The sequence below is a fragment of the Pseudomonas sp. H1h genome, assembly GCF_000633255.1.
In the GTDB taxonomy this organism is placed as follows: Bacteria; Pseudomonadota; Gammaproteobacteria; order Pseudomonadales; family Pseudomonadaceae; genus Aquipseudomonas.
This window is the reverse complement of sequence record NZ_AYMJ01000014.1, coordinates 168,672-186,903: the sequence shown is the minus strand read 5'-3', so window position 1 is coordinate 186,903 and position 18,232 is coordinate 168,672. Positions and strand designations below refer to the sequence as shown.

Sequence of the window (18,232 nt, the reverse complement as noted above, 5' to 3'; positions counted from 1 at the left end):
GTTTTGCCCGCAGGAAAGTTCCTACGACATGCAGGTGCCCCTTCCGGCTGTCACAGCCTGCCGACAGTGCTAAGGTTCTGCCCTGGCTTTTGTACTTTTCCAAGGAAGCTTTTATGCCGGACGCCTCGTCCCTCAACGCTGCATTCATGGTGGTCCAGAGCAATAGCCTGGACGAACTACGCAGCCTGGTGGTCAGCATCATGCGGCGCTATCCATTGGCGCCCTTGGAGAATGAAATCGCTCTGGTGCAGAGCAACGGTATCGCCCAGTGGCTGAAACTGGCTCTGGCTGAAGACCCTGAAGAGGATGACCTCGGTGGCTGCGGGATAGCCGCTGCCATCGATGTGCAACTCCCTGGCAGTTTCATGTGGCAGCTCTACCGTATGGTGTTGGGCCGCGACGAAATCCCGGCCACATCCCTGCTCGACAAAGCCCCGTTGACCTGGCGACTGATGCGCTTGTTGCCGCAGGTGATTGATCGCCCGCATTTTGAGCCGTTGCAACGCTTCCTTACTCATGACACCGATTTGCGCAAGCGCTACCAGTTGTCCGAACGCTTGGCGGACCTCTTTGACCAATACCAGGTGTATCGGGCTGATTGGCTCGAAGATTGGGCCGAAGGCCGGCACCAGTTACGCAATGTCAGAGGCGAGGTGAAGCCACTACCCCCCGTCAGTTGTTGGCAGGCTGAACTGTGGCGTGCGCTGTTGGAGGACGTGGGTGAACAGGGCATGGCGCAGAGTCGAGCCGGTGTTCACCAGCGATTTATCGAGCGCATAAACGCCCTTGAGCAGGCACCTGCGGGACTGCCAACGCGGGTGATCGTGTTCGGCATATCTTCATTGCCGGCCCAAGTGCTCGAGGCGTTGGCGGGACTTGCGCGTTTCAGCCAGGTGCTGCTGTGTGTGCATAACCCTTGCCGGCATCATTGGGCCGATATCGTTGCGGACAAGGATCTGCTGCGCCATCAATACAAGCGCCAAAGTCGCAAGACCGGAATGCCAGCGGTACTCGATCCCGATGCGTTGCATCAACACGCCCACCCGCTACTTGCCGCGTGGGGCAAGCAGGGTCGCGATTACATCAACCTGCTGGACAGTTATGACGACCCCAACAGCTATCGCGCTGCTTTTCGCGATGGGCGTATCGACCTGTTCAGTGAGAATCAGCCACAGAACCTGCTCAATCAGCTTCAGGACGATATCCTCGAATTGCGGCCACTCAACGAAACACGTGAATACTGGCCTGCTGTTGATCTCGAACACGACGAGTCCATCCGCTTTCACATTGCCCACAGCGCTCAGCGTGAAGTGGAGATCCTCCACGATCAGTTGCTCGCACGCTTCAGCGCCAATCCGGATCTGCGTCCACGCGATGTGATCGTGATGGTGCCGGACGTCGACAGCTATGCACCGCATATTCGGGCAGTCTTTGGTCAACTGGATCGGCATGATCCACGCTTCATCCCTTTCACTTTGGCCGACCAAGGGCAGCGCGGCCGGGACCCATTGCTGATTGCAGTCGAGCACCTGCTCAAATTGCCGGACAGTCGTTTCCCGGTCAGTGAGATCCTCGACCTGCTTGACGTTCCCGCACTACGCGCCCGTTTTGGCGTGCAAGAGCGTGATCTGCCAACGCTGCATCGCTGGATCGAAGGGGCGGGGGTGCGCTGGGGCATGAACGCCGAACAGCGTGCCGGTCTGGGCTTGCCGGATGAGCTGGAGCAGAACAGCTGGCATTTCGGCCTGCGGCGAATGCTGCTGGGGTACGCCGTCGGCAGCTCCAGCGCCTGCGCGGGTATTGAGCCTTATGATGAGATCGGTGGTCTTGATGCTGCGTTGATCGGGCCCTTGGTTGCTTTGCTCGACGCATTGGAACGGGCCCATCACGAGCTCACTCAGGCCGCTCAACCCAAGGCGTGGGGCCTGCGTCTGCAAGTCCTGATGCAGTTGTTTTTCAAGGCCAGTAACGAGCACGACGATTATCTGCTGACGCAACTTGAAGAGCTGCGCGAGACCTGGCTGAAAACCTGCGAGTCCGTAGGGTTGGTCGATGAACTGCCGTTGACGGTGGTCCGAGAAGCCTGGCTCGCGGGACTGGATCAAGGGCGCCTCTCCCAGCGTTTTCTCGCCGGTGCGGTAAACTTTTGCACGCTGATGCCCATGCGGGCGATCCCGTTCAAACTAGTCTGTTTGCTGGGGATGAACGATGGCGACTACCCCCGGGCGCAACCGCCGCTGGACTTCGACCTCATGGGCAGTGATTACCGTCCAGGGGACCGTTCGCGGCGTGAAGACGATCGCTATCTGTTGCTCGAAGCGCTGCTGTCTGCACGTGATCAGCTGTACATCAGTTGGGTCGGGCGTAGTATTCGCGACAACAGTGAGCGTCCCGCGTCGGTGCTGATCGGCCAGTTGCGCGACCACCTTGCCAGCGGCTGGCGGTTGCTCGATGAACAGCGGGATCTGTTGAGCGCCATGACCGAGGAGCATCCACTGCAACCGTTCAGCTCACGCTATTTCCATGAAGGCGATCAGCTGTTCAGCTATGCCCGTGAATGGCAGGTTTTACACCAACTCCATGAGTCGCAACACGAAGCGCAATTACTGGCGCCGCATGTTCAAGAAGAACCATTGAGCCTGGCCTTGCTGCAGGACTTCCTGCGTAATCCGATCCGGCACTTTTTCACTCAGCGACTCAAAGTGTATTTCGAGGCCGCTGAGGCCCCGCTGGCTGACGAAGAACCTTTTGTGCTCGATGCGTTGCAGCGCTACACACTGAGCGACAGCCTGCTCGAAGCCGCACTCAGGCAGCCACACAATGTCGATCGTGCGCTTGAGGATCAGGCCCGGCGTCTGCAAAACAGTGGCTTGCTGCCCATGGCCGGTTTCGGTGAATGTCTCCAGAGGGAGTTGATCGAGCCGTTACCGGACTTGCTGCAACGTTACCAACAGCTTCTGGCGTTGTGGCCAACGCCCTTGACCAGTGCGATCCCGGTCAATCTTGAATTGCAGGGTGTACGCGTTGAAGGTTGGCTTGCCGGTTTGCATCAACGAGCGGACGGTGGCGTGTTGTCGGTCACGACCATTCCCAACAGCATCGGCTCGATCAAAAGTCGAAAATGGCATCGGTTGACCAAACCCTGGGTCAATCACCTGGTGGCTTGCGCGAGCGGGCTCACGCTGAGCACGGCGTTGGTGGCGAGTGACGATACGTTGCTGCTTGAGCCGATGGAGCAGGACAGGGCTGTGCGTTTCCTTGGTGATCTGCTGCTCGCCTGGCAGGCCGGCATGCGCCAGCCACTGCCGGTTGCGGTAAAGACCGCCTTCGCCTGGCTTGCGCAGACTGACCCGCTCAAGGCCGACGCTGCTGCCCGAAAAGCCTACGAAGGCGACGGCCAGAACAGCGAAGGCGAGCGCCGCGAGAGCCCTGCGCTTTCCCGACAATTCGCCGACTTCGATGCATTGATTGCCGACGAAACGTTCTCCGGTTGGTGCGACGCGTTGTATCGCCCCTTGTACGAAGCGCCCTGGCGCTCATTGACCAGCGAAGGGGCACGCACATGAGCGGCAAGACACCTCTGGCCCTGGCATTCCCGCTGCACGGCAGTCAGCTCATCGAAGCCAGCGCCGGTACCGGCAAAACCTTTACCATTTCTGCTCTGTATCTGCGTCTGATCCTTGGGCACGGCGGCGAGCCGAACGGCTTTGGCCGAGAACTGCTACCACCGCAGATTCTCGTGGTGACCTTTACCGATGCCGCCACCAAAGAACTGCGTGAACGAATCCGCACACGGCTGGCCGAGGCCGCGCGTTTTTTCCGGGAGGAGACCCAAGCGCCGGACGGACTGATCGACGAACTGCGTGAGCAGTTTGACCCGTCACAATGGCCTGGCTGCGCCAATCGTCTGGACATCGCCGCGCAGTGGATGGATGAAGCGGCTGTCTCGACCATTCACAGTTGGTGCCAGCGCATGCTGCGCGAACACGCGTTCGACAGTGGCAGCCTGTTTACCCAGTCCCTGGAAACCGATCACAGCGATCTGCTCGGTGAAGTGTTGCGCGATTACTGGCGACTGTTCTGTTACCCGATGCAGGGAGATGCGCTGAACTGGGTGCGTGGCAACTGGGGCGGGCCGGCCGCGTTGTTGCCACGGGTGCGCAGTTTGTTTGGCAGTGAGCGTGACAACGATGAAGGCAAAGCGCCCGCAGAGTTGATCGAGGAGTGCCTGCAGGAACGGCGTGCCGCGCTTCTCGAACTGAAAACGCCTTGGCGTCAGTGGGCAGACGAGCTGCTGGTGATCTGTCATGAGGGCGTTGCGAGCAAAGCGGTCGACGGGCGCAAGATGCAGGCGCGCTACTTCGAGCCCTGGTTCGAGAAGCTCAAGGCCTGGGCCGAAGACGAGGCCATGGAGCAACTGGACATCGGCACCGGTTTCACCCGACTGACCCCTGACGGGATGGCCGAAGCCTGGAAGGGCCAGGCACCGAACCATCCGGGTCTGGACGCGATGCCAGGCCTCAAGTCGCGTCTCGACGCACTGCCGACCCCCGACGCTGCTGTTCTGCAGCACGCGGCAAGATGGGTGGGCGCACGCTTTGAAGAAGAGAAGCGGCGCCGTGCGGAGATGGGGTTCGACGACATGCTGTTGCGCCTCGATGCGGCGTTGCAATCGGACAGCGGCGAACGCTTGGCAGCGGTGATCCGCGAGCAGTTTCCGGTAGCGTTGATCGATGAGTTTCAGGACACCGACCCGGTGCAATACCGGATCTTCGAGAGCATCTACCGCATCGAAGACAACAGTCCAGACACCGGTCTGTTCCTGATCGGCGACCCGAAACAGGCGATTTACGCGTTCCGTGGCGCCGATATCTACACCTACCTGCGTGCGCGTCAGGCCACCACCGGCCGCCTGCATACGCTGGGCACCAACTTCCGCTCCAGCCATGGCATGGTCAACGCGGTCAATCATGTATTCGAACGCGCCGAGTCCCGTGAGCAGGGACGCGGCGCGTTTTTGTTTCGAGAAAAAAACGGGGAAAACCCGGTACCCTTCCAGCCAGTTGAGTCTCAGGGGCGCAAAGAACGGCTGCAGATTGCCAGCCAGGATGTCGCGGCATTGAACGTCTGGCACCTACCGACGGACCAGCCTCTCTCAGGCGCAGTCTATCGCCAGCAGTTGGCGGCGGCCTGTGCCAGCGAAATCACTGCATTGCTCAATGGCGGACAAACCGGTGCGGCGGGATTCGTTCAGGAAGGAGAAAGCTTCAAAGGCTTGCGGCCTTCCGATATCGCGATTCTGGTACGCGATGGCAAAGAGGCCCAAGCCATACGCGCAGAGCTCGCCAGCCGTGGGGTGCGCAGTGTTTATCTGTCGGACAAGGACTCGGTGTTTGCCGCTCAGGAAGCACATGACCTGCTGTCCTGGCTCAAGGCCTGCGCTGAGCCGGATGTCGAGCGTTCGCTGAAGGCTGCACTGGCCTGCATCACCCTCAATCTGCCGTTGGCTGAACTGGAGCGATTGAATCAGGACGAGTTGGTCTGGGAAGCCCGGGTCATGCAGTTCCGTGGTTATCGCGAACTGTGGCGCAAGCAAGGTGTGCTGCCGATGTTGCGGCGCCTGCTCCACGACTTCCATTTGCCGCAGACGCTGATCGCACGCAGTGATGGCGAACGGGTGCTGACCAACCTTTTGCACTTGTCGGAACTGATGCAACAGGCCGCAGCAGAACTCGATGGCGAGCAGGCGCTGATTCGTCATCTGGGAGAATTGCTGGCGTTGTCCGGTCAGGCCGGTGAAGAGCAGATATTGCGTCTTGAGAGCGACGAGCAACTGGTCAAGGTGGTGACTATCCACAAGTCGAAAGGGCTTGAGTACCCGTTGGTGTTCCTGCCTTTCATCTGCTCGGCAAAACCTGTGGATGGCAGCCGCTTGCCACTGCATTACCACGATGCCGCCGGCAAGGCTCAGGTGAGCCTGAAGCCGACTGCCGAGTTGATCGCCCTGGCGGACGATGAGCGTCTGGCTGAAGACCTGCGCCTGCTCTACGTCGCCCTGACTCGCGCGCAACATGCCTGCTGGCTGGGTGTCGCGGATCTCAAGCGCGGCAATAACAACAGTTCGGTACTTCACCTTTCGGCGCTTGGTTATTTGCTGGGTGGCGGTGAAACACTAGGTGAATCAATCGGCCTGAGCCGTTGGCTGCTGGACCTGCAGCAGGACTGTGCGGCCATATGCACGGGGGAAATGCCGCAAGCTACAGATGGTTTTTATCGCCCCGAGCGCAACGAGGCGATCCTCAGTGCCACCTTGGTACCCAAGCGCAAGGCCAGTGAGAACTGGTGGATTGCCTCCTACAGTGCCTTGCGCATCAGCGACGTGCTGAGCGTCGGCAGTGATGAGGCGCCTGACAGTCCACAGGCGCAAAAGCTGTTCGATGATGAACGTCTCGACCCGGATGCACCGCGTGAGATCATCGCCGGCGGTGCCGATATTCATCGATTCCCCCGTGGACCTAACCCGGGCACTTTTCTCCATGGCTTGCTGGAGTGGGCCGGGGATGAAGGTTTCGCCGTCTCCTTCGAGACGCTCAAGGACGCGATTGGCCGGCGCTGCAACCTGCGCGGCTGGGAGGGCTGGATTACCACCCTGAGTGAGTGGTTGCACCACCTGCTCAAATCTTCGTTGCCGACAGGTGGCGGGCAGCCTCCGGTGGTTCTCGAGCAACTGAAGCAGTACCGCGTCGAGATGGAGTTCTGGTTTGCCAGTCACAAGGTCGATGTACTCAAACTCGACGAGTGGGTGCGCCAGTACACCCACAATGGCGTGGCACGGGTGGCCGCCGAGCCTGTGCAACTCAACGGCATGTTCAAAGGCTTCATCGACCTGACCTTCGAACACGAGGGTCGTTATTACGTGGCCGACTACAAATCCAACTGGCTGGGCGTCGATGATGCGGCCTATACCGAGCAAGCCATGGAGCGCTCGATCCTCGACAACCGTTACGACCTGCAATACGTGCTGTACCTGTTGGCGTTGCATAGACAGTTGAAGGCGCGATTACCTGACTATGATTACGATCGACATGTCGGTGGTGCGTTGTATGTGTTTCTGCGAGGGACTCGGGCAGACAGTCGCGGCGTGTATTTTGCGCGCCCGCCACGAGAGCTGATCGAGCGTCTGGATCGCCTGTTCCAGGGCAAGCCGGAACCCAAGGCCGAGCCCGCATGGGAACAGGGAGTCCTGCTATGAACCGTACCTTTGCCGATCTGTCAGCGGAAATCGACAAACCGTCGAGCCTGGCGCCGCTGACGAGTGCCTCAGACCTGCTGATCTTGCTCGATCGCTGGGTCGAGCGCGGCTGGCTTCGTTCGCTGGACAAAGCCTTCGTCGGTTTTCTGCACGAACTCGCGCCCGAGTCCGATCCGCTGGTGTTGCTCGCGGCTGCGCTGACCAGCCATCAACTGGGTCACGGGCATGTTTGCCTCGACGTGTTCGAAACCCTCAAGGCACCGGATTTTGCTCTGTCGCTGCCTCCCGAAGGCGATGTGCAAAGTGGCGTATTGCTGCTGCCGTCGCAGTTGCTTGAAACGCTGGATGGCGCTCATTGGTGCAAGGCGTTGGCTAGCAGCGCTCTGGTTGCGTTGGCAGCGGACAACAGCGCCACGGCGCACCAGCGTCCGTTGGTGCTGTCCGGCAAGCGTTTGTATCTGCGGCGCTATTGGGCGTATGAGCGGCGTATCGATGCAGCGTTACGCACACGTCTGGCCCAAGGCGAAACGCCACCCGATGATCTACCCCTGCGTCTCGACGAGTTGTTCGGCTCCGCCCGGTCGGGTGCAGTGATCGACTGGCAGAAACTCGCCTGTGCCCTTGCCACTCGCGGAGCCTTCAGCATCATCACGGGGGGGCCGGGCACCGGCAAGACCACCACGGTGGTGCGCCTGCTCGCGCTGCTTCAGGCTCCGGCGGTGGAAGCCGGTCAGCCGTTGCGCATTCGTCTGGCGGCGCCGACCGGCAAGGCCGCGGCGCGCTTGACTGAGTCCATCAGTCAGCAAGTGCAGTCGCTGAAGGTCGCCGAAGCCGTGCGCGAGAAAATCCCCTGCGACGTGACCACCGTGCATCGCCTGCTGGGCAGCCGTCCGGGGACCCGACACTTCCGTCACCATGCCGGTAACCGCTTGCCGCTGGATGTGCTGGTGGTCGATGAAGCCTCGATGATCGACCTCGAGATGATGGCCAATCTGCTCGACGCGTTGCCACCGCATGCGCGTCTGGTGTTGCTCGGCGACAAGGATCAGCTCGCTTCGGTGGAGGCCGGCGCGGTGCTGGGTGATCTGTGCCGCGATGCCGAGGCAGGCTGGTACAACCCGCAGACCCGGCAGTGGCTGGAGTCGGTCAGTGGAGAGTCCTTGGAGGGCAGTGGCCTGCACGAGGATCGCGACGGCTCACATCCGCTGGCCCAGCAACTGGTGATGCTGCGTCATTCCCGGCGCTTCGGTGAAGGCAGCGGCATCGGTCAGCTTGCGCGTCGGGTCAATCAGCAGTTGCCCGATGAGGCGCGTCAGTTGCTGGCGGCCGGTCACTACGACGATGTATTTTCGCTGCGGCTCAATGGCGAGTACGACCACAAGCTTGAACGCCTTGTGCTTGAAGGTCATGGTGATGGTCCGCAGGGCTATCGCCACTACCTGAACGTGCTGCGCAATCAACGCCCGCCGGGAGGCAGGCCGCTGGAGCATCCGGACTGGATCAACTGGGCCCGGGATGTGTTGCAGGCGTTCGATACTTTCCAGTTGTTGTGTGCCGTGCGCAAGGGACCCTGGGGCGTTGAAGGGCTGAATCTGCGGATCACCGAAGCCCTGCTCAAGGCGCGCCTGATTGAGCATGACCAGCAATGGTACGAAGGCCGGCCGGTGCTGATGACCCGTAACGACTATGGTCTGGGCCTGATGAACGGCGATATCGGCATCGCCCTCAAGTTGCCCGAGCGCGAAGGCCCAGAGGCTGGCAAACCGGTATTGCGCGTTGCCTTTCCGCGCAACGATGGTCAGGGCGGCGTGCGTTTCGTACTGCCGAGCCGACTCAACGACGTTGAAACGGTGTACGCGATGACCGTACACAAATCCCAGGGCTCGGAATTCGCCCATACGGCGCTGATCCTCCCGGATGCCTTGAATCCGGTGTTGACCAAGGAATTGATCTACACCGGCATTACCCGGGCCAAGCATTGGTTCACCTTGATTGAACCCCGGGCCGGAGTGTTCGAAGAGGCGGTGCAGCGCAAGGTCAAGCGCCTGAGTGGACTGATGCTGGAACTGGAGGAGGGCGGCGAGGCTCATGGATGAAAAGACAGGCGTTTGGCGCCGATTACTGACCAGTCGGTCAGAGGGCGCTGTCTCGCTGGTGTTACTCCGCTGTGCTATCGTTGCGGCATCATTTCGGTACGATCCAAGAGAATCCCTGCATGAAGGTGGCTGTCTGGGCGACAGAGCGCGTGGTTCGCTGCAAGCACGCATTGCTTGTCGGTCTGCTCTGTTTGCTGACGGACGCTGCCATCGCGCAGCCACAAACGCCGGCGGGCCTGGCCGAACAACGCGCCCAGGCAGTGACGCAGGTCGTGCTTGGCATCCTCAGCTACGCTCGCTGGCCGGTTGAACCTGCGCAATTGCGCCTGTGCATTGTCGGCCCCACGGAATACACCGACGATCTGGTCAAAGGTACAACGCAGGCCACTGGTCGGCCGGTCGCGGTACGTCGACTGCTGGCCGACAACCCGGCCATCGTCAGCGAATGCGATGCGGTGTACATCGGCAAGCTCACGGCCGATGAGCGCAGCAGGCTTTTCGCATCATTGATCGGTCATCCGGTGCTGAGTATCAGTGAAGGTGGTGATCAGTGCACGGTCGGTAGCCTGTTCTGTCTTCGGGTCGGCGATGAGCAGGTTTCCTTCGAGGTCAATCTCGACTCCGTCGCCCGCAGTGGTGTGCGCATCCACCCGAGCGTACTGCAGTTGTCGCGCCGCAAACCGGCGGCGCCATGAAACTGTTCAGTTCCAGAAGCCGCCCGACGCTGGGATCGGTCATCGGCCGTGGACATTTGACTGTCGCGCTGGTGGCCGTGGCGATGGCCAGCGTGTCGCTGACCCTGCTGGGCGTTCTCGCGTTGCGGGTCTACGCCGACCACAACCTGCAGCTCATTGCGCGCTCGATCAGTTACACCGTGGAAGCGGCGGTAGTGTTCAACGACAAGGCCGCCGCGACTGAAGCGCTGGCCTTGATCGCGTCCACCGAAGAGGTGGCGGACGCGCAGGTCTTTGATGCGCAGGGCCAGTTGCTGGCGCGTTGGCAGCGGCCCGAGAATGGCCTGTTCTCCGAGCTGGAAATGCAGATCACGCGTACCGTTCTGGAAAAACCGGTCAGCCTGCCGATCGTGCATCAGGATCGCGAGATCGGTCACATTCTGCTGGTCGGTCATGGCGGCAGCCTCATGCGCTTCTTGCTGAGCGGTCTGGCGGGGATCGTCCTCTGTACTGCGATCAGTGCCTGGGTCGCGCTGTATCTGGCGCGCCGGCAATTACGTGGTATTACCGGACCGTTGCGCAGTCTCGCGGCGGTGGCCCATGCTGCCCGCAGCGAGCGCGCGCTGGATCGACGCGTACCGCCGGCACAGATCGCCGAACTCGATAACCTCGGCAACGACTTCAATGCGCTGCTCGACGAACTCGAATCCTGGCAGACCCATCTGCAAAGCGAGAACGAAACCCTCGCCCATCAGGCCAGCCACGACAGCCTCACCGGCTTGCCGAACCGGGCGTTTTTCGAGGGCCGGCTGATTCGCGCCTTGCGTCATGCCAGCAAGCTCAACGAGCGGGTGGCGGTGCTGTTTCTCGACAGCGATCGCTTCAAAGGCATCAATGACAACTTCGGTCACGCCGCCGGCGATGCGGTGCTGGTGGCGGTCGCCAATCGGGTGCGCGCGCAACTGCGCGAGGAAGATCTGGTGGCACGGTTGGGCGGTGATGAGTTCGCCGTGCTGCTCGCGCCGCTGCACAAGATAGAAGACGCCGAGCGCATTGCCGACAAGATTCTCGCCAGCATGGACATGCCCATCGCGCTGCCGGGTGACACCAGTGTGGTGACGTCGCTCAGTATCGGCATTGCGGTTTTCCCCGATCATGGCGTCACACCGGGTGCCTTGCTCAATGCCGCCGACGCCGCGATGTACCAGGCCAAGCGCCTGTCGCGCGGCGCTCAATTCACTGCCGGGTCGGAGAACCCGGTCGTCAATCTTCAAACCAGGAGCTAATACCCGTGTTTACATTTCCCGCTCGATTGTTTTCCACCTTGCTGATGATCGCCGTACTGGCGCTGACCGGTTGCCAGACCGCACCGCCAAAAGGCCTGACGCCTGCGCAGATCGCCGTACTCAAACAACAGGGCTTCGAGCCGACCGACGAGGGCTGGGAGTTTGGCCTGTCGGGCAAAGTGCTGTTTGGCAGTGATATCGAAAGCCTGAACCGCCAGAGCACCGATATCGTCGAGCGAATCGGCAAGGCACTGGTCGGTGTCGGCATCGAGCGGGTACGGGTCGACGGCCACACCGATGCGTCGGGCAAGGAAACCTACAACCAACAACTGTCACTGCGCCGGGCCAAGAGTGTGGCCAAGGTGCTGACCACGGTCGGCATGAAGGAAGAAAACATCCAGTTGCAGGGGCTGGGCAGCAGCGAGCCGGTCGCGTCCAACAGCACTTCCGCCGGACGCACCGAAAACCGCCGGGTGTCGATTGTGGTCAGCGCCGATTAATCGGCAAACCGCATCTCCCGCGTCTGTCCCATCAGCAGACCCTGATTGCGCTCGGTCACCTCGCGGATGTAATCCCACAACAGGGTGATCCGCTTGAGCTTGCGCAAATCCTCCCGGCAGTACATCCAGAATTGCCGGGTGATGTCGATTTCTTCGGGCAACACCGGCAGCAGGCGCGGGTCCTGCGCGGCGAGGAAGCACGGCAGAATCGCCAGAGAACGGCCCTGCTGTGCCGCGACGAACTGCGCGATCACGCTGGTGCTGCGCAGAGGTGCGTTGGCGCCCGGCAGCACGTTAGCCAGGTAGAGCAGCTCCGAGCTGAACGCCAGGTCATCCACATAACTGATGAATTGATGCTTGCCCAAGTCTGCCGGGCGGCGGATCGGTGGGTGTTTGTCGAGGTAGTCCTGAGTTGCATAGAGCTGCAAACGGTAGTCGCAGAGTTTGCAGCAGACGTACGGCCCGTGTTCCGGACGCTCCAGGGCGATGACGATATCGGCTTCGCGTTTGGACAGGCTGATGAAGTGCGGCAGCGGCAGGATGTCCACGGATATCGCCGGGTAGGCGTCGACGAAATGGCTCAGCTGCGGGGTGATGAAAAAGCTGCCGAAGCCCTCGGTGCAGCCCATGCGCACATGCCCCGAGAGTGCCACGCCGGAGCCTGATACCTGTTCACAAGCCATGTGCAGCGTGCTTTCAATCGACTCGGCATAACCCAGCAGACGCTGGCCTTCAGTGGTCAGCACGAAACCGCTGGTGCGCGACTTCTCGAACAGCAGTGTGCCCAATGCCGCTTCCAGCGAGCTGATGCGTCGCGACACGGTGGTGTAGTCGACGGCGAGCCGTTTGGCCGCGGTGCTGGCCTTGCGGGTGCGGGCGACTTCGAGGAAAAACTTGAGGTCATCCCAGTTCAGAGACCCCAGAGAGGTGATGTTTTTTTGCATGATGGACGGGCTTATATGTGCGTTCTTATTAGAAGTTTGCACATCTATACTCCAAAAACAGTCCGACAACCAATTCGTGACACACGCCTCATCTCAAGGCGAACCTTTCGCCTTGGCTCCTACGATAAAAACAAGTTTCGGAGACCAGCATGAACGCATCGCTTACGCCCAACGAAACCACGGTCCAGAAGGTCAAGCTGCTGATCGACGGCGAGTGGGTCGAATCGCAGACCACCGAGTGGCATGACATCGTCAACCCGGCGACCCAGCAAGTGCTGGCCAAGGTGCCGTTCGCCACTGCCGCTGAAGTCGATGCCGCCATCAGTGCCGCACATCGCGCGTTCCAGACCTGGAAACTGACCCCGATCGGCGCACGCATGCGCATCATGCTCAAGCTGCAGGCGCTGATCCGCGAGCATTCCAAACGCATCGCCGTAGTCCTGAGCGCCGAGCAGGGCAAGACCATTGCCGACGCCGAGGGCGATATTTTCCGTGGCCTGGAAGTGGTCGAGCACGCCTGCTCCATCGGCACGCTGCAAATGGGCGAATTCGCCGAAAACGTCGCGGGCGGCGTCGATACCTACACCCTGCGCCAACCGATCGGCGTGTGCGCCGGCATCACCCCGTTCAACTTCCCGGCGATGATTCCGCTGTGGATGTTCCCGATGGCCATTGCCTGCGGTAACACCTTCGTCTTGAAGCCTTCGGAACAGGATCCGCTGTCGACCATGCTGCTGGTGGAGCTGGCGATCGAGGCCGGCGTTCCGGCAGGCGTGCTCAACGTGGTTCACGGCGGTAAAGACGTGGTGGATGGCCTGTGCACCCACAAGGACATCAAGGCGGTATCGTTCGTCGGTTCGACTGCGGTCGGCACCCACGTTTACGACCTGGCCGGCAAACACGGCAAACGCGTGCAATCGATGATGGGCGCGAAAAACCACGCTGTGGTGCTGCCGGATGCCAATCGCGAGCAAGCGCTGAATGCCTTGGTCGGTGCCGGCTTCGGTGCGGCCGGGCAACGTTGCATGGCCACTTCGGTGGTGGTGCTGGTCGGTGCAGCAAAACAATGGTTGCCGGACCTGAAAGCGCTGGCGCAGAAACTCAAGGTCAACGCCGGCAGCGAGGCGGGCACGGATGTTGGCCCGGTGATCTCGAAGAAAGCCAAGGCGCGGATTCTCGACCTGATCGAAAGCGGCATCAAGGAAGGCGCCAAGCTTGAGCTGGACGGTCGCGACATCAAGGTGCCGGGTTACGAGCAAGGCAACTTCGTTGGCCCGACCCTGTTCTCGGGCGTGACTACCGACATGCAGATCTACACCCAGGAAATCTTCGGCCCGGTGCTGGTGGTGCTGGAAGTCGACACCCTTGATCAGGCGATTGCACTGGTCAACGCCAACCCGTTCGGCAACGGCACGGGCCTGTTCACCCAGAGCGGTGCAGCGGCGCGTAAATTCCAGAGCGAAATCGATGTTGGCCAGGTCGGTATCAACATTCCGATCCCTGTGCCGGTGCCGTTCTTCAGCTTCACCGGTTCGCGCGGTTCGAAACTCGGCGACCTCGGTCCGTATGGCAAGCAAGTGGTGCAGTTCTACACGCAGACCAAGACGGTCACGGCGCGCTGGTTCGATGACGACAGCGTCAACGACGGCGTGAACACCACCATCAACCTGCGCTGAGGACTGGCCATGAAAATCGCATTTATCGGTCTGGGCAACATGGGGGCGCCGATGGCGCGCAACCTGATCAAGGCCGGCCATTCGCTGAACCTGGTGGACCTGAACAATACTGTGCTGGCCGAGCTGGAGCTACTGGGCGGGACCATTCGCGCCTCGGCCCGTGAAGCGGCCGAAGACGCCGAACTGGTGATCACCATGCTCCCGGCGGCGGTGCATGTACGCAGCGTCTGGCTCGGTGAGGACGGTGTGCTCGCCGGCATCGGCAAAGGCGTGCCGGCGGTGGACTGCAGCACCATCGATCCGCAGACTGCCCGCGATGTCGCGGCCGCAGCAGCCAGCCAAGGCGTGGCCATGGCTGATGCACCGGTCTCCGGTGGCACCGGTGGCGCGACCGCGGGCACGCTGACCTTCATGGTCGGCGCGACGCCAGCGCTGTTCACCACCCTGCAACCGGTGCTGGCACAGATGGGGCGCAACATCGTGCATTGCGGTGAAGTCGGCACCGGGCAAATCGCCAAAATCTGCAACAACCTGCTGCTGGCGATCTCGATGGTCGGCGTCAGCGAAGCCATGGCGCTGGGCGATGCGCTGGGGATCGACACCTCGGTGCTGGCCGGCATCATCAACAGTTCGACCGGGCGTTGCTGGAGTTCGGAAATGTACAACCCGTGGCCGGGCATCGTCGAAACGGCGCCGGCCTCGCGCGGGTATACCGGCGGTTTCGGTGCTGAACTGATGCTCAAGGATCTGGGGCTGGCGACTGAAGCGGCGCGTCAGGCGCACCAACCGGTGGTGCTCGGTGCGGTGGCGCAACAGTTGTATCAGGCGATGAGCCAGCGCGGAGAAGGTGGCAAGGATTTCTCGGCGATCATCAACAGTTATCGCAAGCCGCAGTAATCACAGTTTCACCGGCACCACAGCAGTGGTGCCAATCGGAATGCAGCAGGTGTTGCCGGGAAATCACGTCGGGTGGTTTCCCGGCTTTTTTGCATCAGGCGAAGACGAAATATTTGCGCACGGTCTCGACCACTTCCCAAGTGCCTTTCATCCCCGGCTCAACCACGAAGATGTCGCCGGCGCGCAGGTGAATCGGCGCCATGCCGTCCGGGGTGATGATGCAGTAGCCTTCCTGGAAGTGGCAGTACTCCCACTTCACGTAGTCGACCCGCCACTTGCCCGGCGTGCAGATCCAGGTGCCCATGATCTTGCTGCCGTCTTCGCTGGTGTAGGCGTTGAGGTTGACGGTGTGCGGATCGCCTTCGAGTTTTTCCCATTTACAGGCATCGAGTACCGGCAGCGGGTGGGTGTCGCGCAGAACGGTGATGGGGGCGGTCGCGGTCATGAGAACTCCGGGCATTGGGCGGATGGCAAAGAAACCAAGTCACACCCTATAGCGCCCGGTCGCCGCTCAGTTGTCTGTACTCGACATCGAGCTGCTCAGAAACGCGCAAACCGTTACAGACTCTTAAGCGGACATTCGACCCGCGCCCGCTCCAGCTCGATTTCGAAACCTTCCAGCTGCGCCGGGGTGGCCGAGAATCAGCAGAATGCGTTTGCCCATGGTCATGTTCCTTGCCGCTGAAAACGCCAAGGATGAAGTCTGCCCCTCAGGGAAGGGTCAAGGCCTGCAACAAGGCTTTGGCATAACCCGGCAGAGCGCTGAAATCGCGGGCGCAGAGCATCAGGGTACGGCGCGCCCATGGCTCGTTCAGGGCAACGCTTTTGAATGAGCGCATTGGCGCGCGCTCGATGGCCGCCAGCGGCACGATGGCCAGCCCGGCACCCCGCGCGACCATGCGCATCACCCCGTCGAAACCGTCAGCACGAATGCGCACCTGCATCCGCGAGCCACTGTGCAACGCCTGTTCTTCGAGATAAATCGCCAGTGCGCTGTCGGTGCTCAAACCTACGAAGTCGTGGTGCAGAGCGTCGCTGAAACTGACGTCGGCGGCGTCGCAAAGCGGATGAGCGAGCGGCACGATCAGCAGCAATGGATCGTCGCGAAACGGCTGAGTCTGCAAATCGGTGGTGTCCACGGCATCTGAGACGATCCCGAGATCCGCTGCGCCCTGGCGCAAGGCATGCGTGATGCGCGCGCTGGGTAGCTCTTGCAGATCGATGTCGAGGTTGGGATGGCTGCGCAGGAAGTCGGCGAGCACCTCCGGCAGGTATTCGGTGATTGCCGTGGTGTTGCACAACAGCCGCACCTGACCTTTGACGCCCTGGGCGTAGTCGGCGAGATCCTGCTGCATGCGTTCGGCCTGTTGCAGCAGGATGCGTGCGTGCTGCGCCAGTGCCTTGCCGGCCGGTGTCGGGGTCACGCCACGGCGCCCGCGCTGCAGGAAGTCAGTGCCCAGCGAGGCCTCCATGGCGCGAATGCGCGCGCTGGCAGCGGCAAGCGAAAGATGGCTGCGGGCGGCGCCGGCGGTGATGTTGCCGGTGTCGAGGATGTGCAGGTAGAGGCGCAGGTCGGTGAGGTCGAAGTGCATGGGCAGCCTGTGGTTTTTGTAATGTCTGGACTGGCCTCTTCGCGAGCAAGCCCGCTCCCACAGGTTCAGTGTTCGCCGCCGATCCAGTGTGGGAGCGGGCTTGCTCGCGAAAGGGCCATCAGCCGCAAAATTGTTGTCAGCCTCTTGCATTGGCAGAGGCAACCTCAGTATATGGCAGATTTTCAACCCTCTGCCCAAGGCGCACAGTAGCGCCATGAACGCACTCGCAGATTTCTATCAAAACCTCGGCCTGGCCTTGTCTTTGCTGGTCCTGACTACCTTCGTCATGGCCGGCTTGGTCAAAGGTGTGATCGGCCTCGGCCTGCCCACTGTCGCCATGGGTCTGCTCGGTCTGGCTATGGCACCGTCACAGGCAGCGGCACTGCTGATCATTCCGGCAACGTTGACCAACGTCTGGCAACTGGCGTTCGGCGGACATTTGCGCGGGTTGATCAAGCGCCTGTGGCCGATGCTGCTGATGATCTTCCTCGGCACCGCACTCGGCACGTTGTCGATCGGCATGGCGGGCGGGCATTGGGTGGTGCGCGGGCTGGGGGCGGCGTTGCTGCTCTATGCGTTGAGTGGATTACTGCTGCCGACGCTGCAGGTCGATCCTCGGCATGAAGCGTGGCTCGGTCCGGTGTGCGGGGTGATCACCGGCGTCATCACCTCGGCCACCGGAGTGTTCGTGATCCCGGCAGTGCCGTATCTGCAAGCGCTGGGTTTGAACCGCGATCAGTTGGTGCAGGCGCTGGGTCTGTCATTCACGGTTTCGACCCTGGCGCTGGCCGCCGGTTTGTTCTGGCGCGGCGCGCTGGGCGGGGGCGAATTGAGCGCCTCGCTGCTGGCGCTGATCCCGGCGATGTTGGGCATGTGGCTGGGGCAGTGGCTGCGGCAGCGGATCAGCGCCGTGCTGTTCAAGCGTGTGTTTTTTGTCGGACTGGGCGCGCTCGGCGCCCATCTGCTGATCAGCGGTTAGCCGACGACGCACTGAGCATGTCGATCTGCCGGATATCGAAATCGCGCTCCAGGTACGCCATGCGGTTTTCGAAAAATTCACGCATGTGCGGCAGGTTCGAGTGCACGTCCAGATGCGCCTGGCTTTCCCAGATCTCGTAGAAGATGAACAACGTCGGGTCTTCCTTGTCGCGCAGCATGTGGTACTCGATGCAGCCGGGCTCGGCGCGGCTCGGCTCGACGCAGGCGCGGAACAGTGCCTCGAAGGCCTCGGATTTCTCCGGGCGGGTCTTGGCGTGCAGGATGAAACCGTAGCGTTCACTCATCGAAACAACTCCTCAAATGCAGATCGCCGGGA

Annotated in this window: 13 protein-coding genes; 9 read left to right on the top strand and 4 right to left on the bottom strand. The window is 61.3% G+C overall.

From position 1 onward, the window contains the following. Positions 1-113: 113 nt before the first annotated feature. From recC to U862_RS0111540, 6 genes are all read left to right on the top strand, one after another. Positions 114-3,566, top strand: a complete 3,453-nt coding sequence (gene recC / locus U862_RS0111565; protein ID WP_025110548.1) for an exodeoxyribonuclease V subunit gamma — start codon at positions 114-116, stop codon at positions 3,564-3,566. After that, positions 3,563-7,252, top strand: coding sequence for an exodeoxyribonuclease V subunit beta (gene recB, locus U862_RS0111560; protein ID WP_025110547.1), 3,690 nt, complete (start codon positions 3,563-3,565; stop codon positions 7,250-7,252). Before recC ends, recB begins: the two co-directional genes overlap by 4 nt. Beyond that, entirely contained in the window at positions 7,249-9,348 is a 2,100-nt protein-coding gene (gene recD / locus U862_RS0111555; RefSeq protein WP_025110546.1) for an exodeoxyribonuclease V subunit alpha, read from the top strand. Before recB ends, recD begins: the two co-directional genes overlap by 4 nt. A 119-nt stretch (positions 9,349-9,467) precedes the next feature. Further along, entirely contained in the window at positions 9,468-10,043 is a 576-nt protein-coding gene (locus U862_RS0111550; protein WP_025110545.1) for a YfiR family protein, read from the top strand. Next, positions 10,040-11,308 carry a diguanylate cyclase domain-containing protein gene (locus tag U862_RS0111545; protein WP_025110544.1) on the top strand — a complete coding sequence of 423 codons (1,269 nt, stop codon included), beginning with the start codon at positions 10,040-10,042 and terminating at the stop codon, positions 11,306-11,308. The genes U862_RS0111550 and U862_RS0111545 overlap by 4 nt, the downstream gene beginning before the upstream one ends. Before the next feature lie 44 nt (positions 11,309-11,352). Further along, positions 11,353-11,808 (top strand): OmpA family protein, encoded by a 456-nt coding sequence (locus tag U862_RS0111540; protein ID WP_177327331.1) that lies wholly within the window; start codon positions 11,353-11,355, stop codon positions 11,806-11,808. Here U862_RS0111540 and U862_RS0111535 read toward each other — a convergent pair. Continuing rightward, positions 11,805-12,752: a LysR family transcriptional regulator gene (locus U862_RS0111535; RefSeq protein ID WP_025110542.1), complete on the bottom strand. Its 948-nt coding sequence runs from the start codon at positions 12,750-12,752 to the stop codon at positions 11,805-11,807. The genes U862_RS0111540 and U862_RS0111535 overlap by 4 nt on opposite strands. A 149-nt stretch (positions 12,753-12,901) precedes the next feature. Here U862_RS0111535 and U862_RS0111530 point away from each other — a divergent pair, with 149 nt between their 5' ends. Further along, positions 12,902-14,428, top strand: coding sequence for a CoA-acylating methylmalonate-semialdehyde dehydrogenase (locus U862_RS0111530; RefSeq protein WP_025110541.1), 1,527 nt, complete (start codon positions 12,902-12,904; stop codon positions 14,426-14,428). A 9-nt stretch (positions 14,429-14,437) separates the two neighbouring features. Beyond that, positions 14,438-15,325 carry a 3-hydroxyisobutyrate dehydrogenase gene (gene mmsB, locus U862_RS0111525; RefSeq protein ID WP_025110540.1) on the top strand — a complete coding sequence of 296 codons (888 nt, stop codon included), beginning with the start codon at positions 14,438-14,440 and terminating at the stop codon, positions 15,323-15,325. A gap of 94 nt (positions 15,326-15,419) precedes the next feature. Here mmsB and U862_RS0111520 read toward each other — a convergent pair whose 3' ends face one another. Both U862_RS0111520 and U862_RS0111515 read right to left on the bottom strand, forming a co-directional pair. Further along, positions 15,420-15,770, bottom strand: coding sequence for a cupin domain-containing protein (locus tag U862_RS0111520; RefSeq protein ID WP_003221437.1), 351 nt, complete (start codon positions 15,768-15,770; stop codon positions 15,420-15,422). A 265-nt stretch (positions 15,771-16,035) separates the two neighbouring features. After that, on the bottom strand, positions 16,036-16,917 hold the full coding sequence (locus U862_RS0111515) for a LysR substrate-binding domain-containing protein (protein ID WP_025110539.1): 882 nt from the start codon (positions 16,915-16,917) through the stop codon (positions 16,036-16,038). A gap of 214 nt (positions 16,918-17,131) precedes the next feature. Between U862_RS0111515 and U862_RS0111510 the strand changes: the two genes are divergently transcribed. Further along, positions 17,132-17,896: a sulfite exporter TauE/SafE family protein gene (locus tag U862_RS0111510; protein ID WP_025110538.1), complete on the top strand. Its 765-nt coding sequence runs from the start codon at positions 17,132-17,134 to the stop codon at positions 17,894-17,896. On the opposite strand, the gene U862_RS0111505 is transcribed toward U862_RS0111510, so the two are convergent. Then, positions 17,886-18,200 carry a putative quinol monooxygenase gene (locus U862_RS0111505; RefSeq protein ID WP_025110537.1) on the bottom strand — a complete coding sequence of 105 codons (315 nt, stop codon included), beginning with the start codon at positions 18,198-18,200 and terminating at the stop codon, positions 17,886-17,888. The genes U862_RS0111510 and U862_RS0111505 overlap by 11 nt on opposite strands. Positions 18,201-18,232: the final 32 nt, after the last annotated feature.